The sequence below is a fragment of the Acetanaerobacterium sp. MSJ-12 genome, from assembly GCF_018917875.1.
Lineage (GTDB): Bacteria > Bacillota > Clostridia > Oscillospirales > Ruminococcaceae > Bittarella > Bittarella massiliensis.
In genome coordinates this window covers 156,619-163,036 of the sequence record NZ_JAHLPK010000008.1, presented here as the reverse complement: position 1 = coordinate 163,036, position 6,418 = coordinate 156,619, and the positions used below count along the sequence as shown (strand labels likewise).

6 protein-coding genes are annotated in these 6,418 nt (G+C 66.3%); all 6 read right to left on the bottom strand.

Annotated elements, in window-relative coordinates:
• Window positions 1–258, bottom strand: a 258-nt coding sequence (locus KQI11_RS10275; RefSeq protein WP_216402055.1) for a nucleoside hydrolase, incomplete at its 3' end; no start/stop codon positions are given.
• Between the two features lie 19 nt (window positions 259–277).
• Window positions 278–1,249: a nucleoside hydrolase gene (locus KQI11_RS10270; RefSeq protein ID WP_216402054.1), complete on the bottom strand. Its 972-nt coding sequence runs from the start codon at window positions 1,247–1,249 to the stop codon at window positions 278–280.
• Window positions 1,250–1,505: 256 nt separating this feature from the next.
• A complete protein-coding gene (gene rpoD, locus KQI11_RS10265; protein ID WP_059003991.1) occupies window positions 1,506–2,648 on the bottom strand; it encodes an RNA polymerase sigma factor RpoD in 1,143 nt (380 codons plus the stop codon).
• Window positions 2,649–2,659: 11 nt separating this feature from the next.
• The gene (gene dnaG, locus KQI11_RS10260; protein ID WP_216402053.1) at window positions 2,660–4,414 is read right to left on the bottom strand and encodes a DNA primase; all 1,755 of its coding nucleotides are present in this window, start codon (window positions 4,412–4,414) and stop codon (window positions 2,660–2,662) included.
• A gap of 153 nt (window positions 4,415–4,567) precedes the next feature.
• Window positions 4,568–5,575 carry a deoxyguanosinetriphosphate triphosphohydrolase gene (locus KQI11_RS10255; protein ID WP_216402061.1) on the bottom strand — a complete coding sequence of 336 codons (1,008 nt, stop codon included), beginning with the start codon at window positions 5,573–5,575 and terminating at the stop codon, window positions 4,568–4,570.
• Between the two features lie 156 nt (window positions 5,576–5,731).
• Window positions 5,732–6,358: an IMPACT family protein gene (locus tag KQI11_RS10250; RefSeq protein WP_059003995.1), complete on the bottom strand. Its 627-nt coding sequence runs from the start codon at window positions 6,356–6,358 to the stop codon at window positions 5,732–5,734.
• Window positions 6,359–6,418: the final 60 nt, after the last annotated feature.

Genomic DNA, 6,418 nt, shown 5'->3' with positions numbered 1-6,418 from the left:
CATCCCGTCGGCCCCGTGGATCTGGTCGGCCGTCTCCAGCTCGCAGAGGAGGGGGCCGGGGGCCCCCACATAGACCGGCGGCCGATAGGTGCCCGCCCGCTCCACCGAGAGGAGGGCGTTTTTGACCGCCAGGGGCAGCTCCACATTCCCCGCCACGGCGGTGATGGCCAGCACCTGCAGGGTGGGGTCCCGCAGGGCCGCCACCAGGGCAACCGCGTCGTCGGACGCGGTGTCGGTGTCGATGATGATCTTTCTCACTGCGCATTCCTCCTTCACGCTATTTCACCAGCTCGTACAGGTATTGGAAAAAGCCCTCCGGGTCCATCTCGTAGACCACCTTTGCCTGGAAGGGCTGGCGGGGCCCCTCGTGTTTGGAGACCGCCCCATACTCCGGCGGGCGGCGGTCGCAGACCATCATCCCGTAGGTCAGGTCCGACCCCTGGGTCTCCACCCGCACGTGGGCGTCGAAGGAGCCGGTGATGAGTTCGGGCCGGGTGAGGGCCGCCAGGGCGATGGGGTCGGGCAGCCCGATCTGGGGATAGCCCCGGCTCCGGATGCTGTTTTGCAGCATGGTGTCGTTGCAGGTCACGCAGAACCACCCCCGCTCGGAGGCGGCCTCCAACTCGGCCATCTGCTGGGGGCCGAATTCCCCCGCCCCGTGGCAGGCCTCGATGGTGGCGATGGTCAGGGGGATGCCCGAGCGGCAGACGATGTCCGCCGCCTCGGCGTCCACCCAGAAGTTGAACTCGGCCGTAGGGCTGGTGTTGCCGTAAAAGGCCGCGCCCCCCATGGCGGTGATCCGCGGCACCCGCTTCATGGTCTCCGGCTCCTGCAAGATGGCCAGGGCCAGGTTGGTCAGGGGACCCAGGGTCACGATCTCAACGTCCCCCTCCCCCTCTCTGACCAGCCGCAGGATGGCGTCCACCGCGTGGGTGCGCTCGGCCTCCACCTCCGGGGCCCGAAAACAGGTCTGGTCCCCCATCCCGTCTTTGCCGTGGATCCCCTCGGCGCAGCGCAGGGGGCGGCAGAGGGGCCGGTCCGCCCCCGGGTAGATGGGCGGGCGCGCCCCCCCGGCGTAGGTAACGCTGAGGCAGGCGTTCTTGGTGGCCAGCTCCAGCGGGACGTTCCCCGCCACCGTGGTGATGGCCAACACCTGTAAGGTGGGCTCCCGCAGGGCCATCACCAGGGCAACCGCGTCGTCGGACGCGGTGTCGGTGTCGATGATGATCTTTTTGCGCGCTGTCTGCATGTGCACTTGCTCCTCTCAAAACCACTTTGTCAGCCAGAGGGTCCTCCTCCCCCGCCGCAAGGGGGGAGGAGGACCCGGCAGCTCTGTGCCCCGGCTGCACTTACAGTATAAAGGGGGGCCCGCGAAAAGAAAAAGACCGCCGTCTATTTTTTTGCAAAATAAAAGGCGCTCTTTTTGTGCATTTTTTCTGCGCCCCCGGCGCAAAAAAAGCCCCTCTCCGCCGGGGCGGGAGGGGCTTGCCGGGGGGAGGGGCCCCCTAGTCCAAAAAGTCCTTGAGTTTTTTGCTGCGGCTGGGGTGGCGGAGTTTGCGCAGGGCCTTGGCCTCGATCTGGCGGATGCGCTCGCGGGTGACGTTGAACTCCTTGCCCACCTCTTCCAGGGTGCGGGAGCGGCCGTCCTCCAGGCCAAAGCGGAGGCGGAGGACCTTCTCCTCCCGGGGGGTGAGGGTCTGCAGCACCTCGCCCAGCTGTTCGCGCAGCAGGGTGTGGGAGGCGGCTTCGGCCGGGGCGGGGGCGTCGTCGTCGGGGATGAAGTCGCCCAGGTGGCTGTCCTCCTCCTCGCCGATGGGGGTCTCCAGGCTGACCGGCTCCTGGGCGACCCGCATGATCTCCCGCACCTTGTCGGCGGGCATGTCCAGCACCTTGGAGATCTCCTCGGCGGAGGGCTCGTGCCCGTTTTGGTGGAGCAGTTGGCTGGAGACCTTTTTCACCTTGTTGATGGTCTCCACCATGTGCACCGGGATGCGGATGGTGCGGGCCTGGTCGGCGATGGCCCGGGTGATGGCCTGGCGGATCCACCAGGTGGCGTAGGTGGAGAACTTGTACCCCTTGGTGTAGTCAAACTTCTCCACCGCCTTGATGAGGCCCAGGTTCCCCTCCTGGATCAGGTCGAGAAACTGCATCCCCCTGCCCACGTACCGCTTGGCGATGGAGACCACCAGCCGCAAGTTGGCCTCGGAGAGGCGCTTGCGGGCGTAGGGGTCGCCCTCGGCCATCCGCTTGGCCAGCTCCACCTCCTCGGCGGAGGTGAGCAGCTGCACCCGGCCGATCTCCTTGAGGTAGACCTTGACCGGGTCGTCGATGTTGGCCCCGTCGGCGGCGGTGGCGTAGCGCTTGCCCTCCTCGATCTCCTTGGAGGAGATCTTCTCCTCGGGGAGGGCGGTCTCGGCGGCAGCCACCAGCTTGAAGTCCTCCTCCGGGTCGATGTCCTGGTCGGGGACCAGGTCGTCCATGATCTCGACCTTTTTGGATTCGAGCAGCTCGTAGAGCTTGTCCACCTCCTCCACATCGAAGTCGTACTTCTCGATGAGGTCGGTCAGCTCCTGGGTGGTGAGCTTTCCCTTTTTGACCGCCATTTCGGCGATGGTGAGCATGGCTGCGGCGTTTTCGGTTTTCGACATATTCGCTTCTCCTATTTCTTTTTGTCCTTCAAACCGGCGATGAGATCGCCCAGTTGGGTTTCCGGTGTCTGCGCGATGCGCTCTGCCGTGAGCTTGCGGCTCTCCTCTTTCAGGTTGCGGATGTTGAAGTCCACGTCCTCTTTCCCCACCTTGAGCCCGGCGCTCTTGGCCAGCATCCGGGAGACCCGGGCCAGCTCTTCGGGGGTGAGGAATTTGGTCAGATAGGTCAGATCCGGCCCCTCGGGCAGGGGGCAGCTCTTGAGCAGGCCGTAGAGCCGGCGGTCAAAGTCGGTGACAAAGTCCCCCTCCTCCACCGCGGCAAAGATATACCTGGCCCACTGGCCGTCCCGCACGGCGGTGGCGATGAGCATCTCCTCGGCGGTGGCGGCCCGGGGGTTGGCGGCCGCCTGGGGGTTGACGGTGTCCCGCCGGTCGAGGACGGTGTTCACCAGCTCCTGCCGCTCCCTCTTTCGCTCCTTGCGGTTGCGGGCGCGGCGGATGTCCTCGACTTGCAGGAGGACGTTGTCCTTTTTGACCCCGCTCTTCTCGGCGGCGACCCCGGCGTAGACGTCCCGCTCCCCCGGGGTGGGGAGGGCGGCGATGGCCTGGGCGGCCTCCCGCAGGTAGGCGATGCGGCCCTCGGGGTCCTCCAAGTTGTAGCGGCCCTCGATGCGGGAGAGCTCGTGCTCGGTAGAGCCCTTGGCCTCGTCCAGCAGCCGCTGGAAGCGGTGGGCGCCGTTTTTCTTGATGAACTCGTCCGGGTCCTTGGCCCCGGGGATGGTGAGGATGCGGATCTTCAGCCCGGTCTGGGCCAAAAAGCCCACCGCCCGCTTGGTGGCCACCTGCCCCGCCTCGTCGGCGTCGTAGGAGACGATCACCTCACCGGTGTACTGGGCGATCAGCCGGGCCTGGCTCTCGCCGATGGCGGTGCCCAGGGTGGCCACCGCCGTGGGGAAGCCCGCCTGGTGCATGGCGATGACGTCCATGTACCCCTCGGCGAGGATGAAGGGTTCGCCCTTGTGGTTTTTGGCAAAGCCCAGGGCGAAGAGGTTGCGGTTTTTGTGAAAGACCGGGGTCTCGGCGGTGTTGAGGTACTTGGGCTTTTCGTCCCCCAGGTTGCGCCCGCCAAAGGCGATGACGTTGCCCCGCACGTCGATGATGGGGAAGATGACCCGATTGCGGAACTTGTCGTAGGTCCCGCCCTTTTTGGAGCGGGCCACCAGGTCGGCCGCCAGCAGTTCGCTGTCGGAAAAGCCCTTTTGGCGCAGGGCGTCCCGCAGGGACGACCAGCTGTCGGGGGCGTAGCCCAGGCCGAAGTGCTTGATGGTCTCGTCGGTGAGGCCCCGGCCCCGCAGGTAGTCCAGCCCCGGCTTTCCGGCCGGGGTCTTGAGGACGGCGTAGAAAAAGCGGGCGGCGGCGCGGTTTGCCTCGAGGATGCGGAGCTTGAGCTTGCCCATGGAGTCGTCGACCCCCTGCTCGGGCACCTGCATCCCGCAGCGCTGGGCCAGCCACTTGACCGCCTCCACGTAGTCGAGGTTTTCGATGTTGCGGATGAAGGTGATGACGTCGCCCCCCGCCCCGCAGCCAAAGCAGTAGTAGGACTGGGTGTCCTTGTAGACCACAAAGGAGGGGGTCTTTTCGGAGTGGAAGGGGCAGAGGCCCTTGACGGTGTTGCTCCCCGCCCGCTTGAGGGGGACATAGGGGGAGATGACGTCCTCGATGTCGTTTCGGAATTTCAGTTCGGTGATAAAGCTGTCTGGGATCAACGGTCTCTCCCCTCCTTTTCTGCCATATTTTGAACCGTTTTGGCGCTATGATGTAAGCGCAATCCCCCGCGGGCCAAAAAGGGGCCGTCCAGCCCACCCCGCGGGAGAGGGGGCGCGGCCGCGCGGCTCTCTGCAAAGAGCGGGGGGCGGGCCCTAGAGGCTGTCCTCCAGCCGCCAGGAGCGGGGCACAAAGATGCGCTCAAAGGCGGTGACGGCAAAGCCGTCGGTCATGCCGGAGATGTAGTCCACCGCCGCCCGCTCGGCCCCCTCGTCCCGGGCGATCTGCCGGTAGAAGTCCGGCATCTTCTCGGGGTGTTTGACCAGGTGGCCGTAGAGGAGGGCCACCAGTTCGCAGGCCTTCCCCTCCTCCCTCTTGGCGGCGGAGTTGGTGTAGACCACCTGGTACATGAACTGGTGCAGGGCGTCAAAGGCGCGGTAGACCTCCGGGTCCATGCGGATGTCCTCGCCGCTGTTTTCCAGCAGGGAGCGGACCATGGTGGTGATGCGGGGATTCTTCCCCCGGCCCAGCACCGCCACGCAGTCGTAGGGGAGCTCGTTTTCCTCCAGGATGCCGGCGGTGATGGCGTCCTCGATGTCGTGGTTGATGTAGGCGATCTTGTCGGCAAAGCGGACCACCCGCCCCTCCAGGGTGCAGGCGTCCTTGCCGCGGGTGTGGCAGGCGATGCCGTTTTTGGTCTCAAAGGTCAGATTGAGGCCCCGCCCCTCCTTCTCCAGCCGCTCCACCACTCGCACCGACTGCAGGTAGTGCTTGTAGCCGAAGGGGGCCAGCTCGTTGAGGGTGCGCTCCCCGGCGTGGCCGAAGGGGGTGTGCCCCAGATCGTGCCCCAGGGCGATGGCCTCGGTCAGGTCCTCGTTGAGGCGCAGGCCCCGGGCAATGGTGCGGGCGATCTGCGACACCTCCAGGGTGTGGGTGAGCCGGGTGCGGTAGTGGTCGCCCTGGGGGGAGAGGAAGACCTGGGTCTTGTGCTTGAGCCGCCGGAAGGACTTGCAGTGCAAGATCCGGTCCCGGTCCCTGGCGTAGGGGGTGCGGATCCCGTCCTCCGGGGCGGGGGCGCGCCGGCCCCAGCTCTCCTCCGACAGGGAGGCGTGGGGGGACAGGGTCTCCCGCTCGATCCTCTGGGTCATCTCGCAAACGGTCATCTTCATTCACCCCTTTACCTCTATATACGCCAACTGCCGGGCGGTTTCCTTCTTTCCGGGACCCTTTTTTTGCAAATTTTTCTCCCCCCGCGGCGCCCCTCCCCCTATTTAAGAGGGCGAAAGGGGTCGATTTCTGTCACCCGGCCGCGAGAATTTTTACAGGTGGGAGAAGACGACCTCCCCCAGCTGGGGGGTCACCCGGCCTCCACTGCGCTCCACCAAGTCGGCGCAAAGGCCCTCGGCCGCGTCGGCGCGGACGGTGAGGCGCAGGGTCACCTGCTCCAAGAAGTCGCACCCCTCCTGGCGCAGGGGGTAGTTTGGCAGCAGGTTCTCCACGATCGGGTAGAAGTCGTAGGGCAGGGCGACCACCACCTGCCTGCAGGCGCAGACGGTGACGATGTCGGCCGCCGCCACCGCCAGGGAGGCGGCTTTGGAATAGGCCCGCAGCAGCCCCCCGGCCCCCAGGAGGACGCCCCCGAAGATGCGGGAGACCACGATCACCGCGTCGGTGATCCCCCCCTTTTGCAGCACCTCCAGGGTGGGCTTGCCGCCGGTGCCCTGGGGCTCGCCGTCGTCGCTACAGCGCTGGCCGTTTTGGCAGCGCAGGTCGTAGGCAAAGACGTGGTGGCGGGCGTCGCGCAGCTCCCCCCGCACCCGCTCGACAAAGGCCATGGCCTCCTCCGGCGAGGAAGCCGGGGCGATCTGCCCGATGAACTGGGACTTTTTGATGGTGACGCTGTCGCCCGCCTCCCCCGCCGGGGTGCGGTAGCTCTGCTGGTCCACGCTGGGCCCTCCTCCCCTCTTTGGCGGGACAAAAAGAAAGGCGGTGTGAACCACACCACC

Coding starts and splice junctions, on each gene's coding strand:
- KQI11_RS10270 (WP_216402054.1), bottom strand. CDS start 1,249: ATGCAGACAGCGCGCAAAAAGATCATCATCGACACCGACACCGCGTCC.
- rpoD (WP_059003991.1), bottom strand. CDS start 2,648: ATGTCGAAAACCGAAAACGCCGCAGCCATGCTCACCATCGCCGAAATG.
- KQI11_RS10255 (WP_216402061.1), bottom strand. CDS start 5,575: ATGACCGTTTGCGAGATGACCCAGAGGATCGAGCGGGAGACCCTGTCC.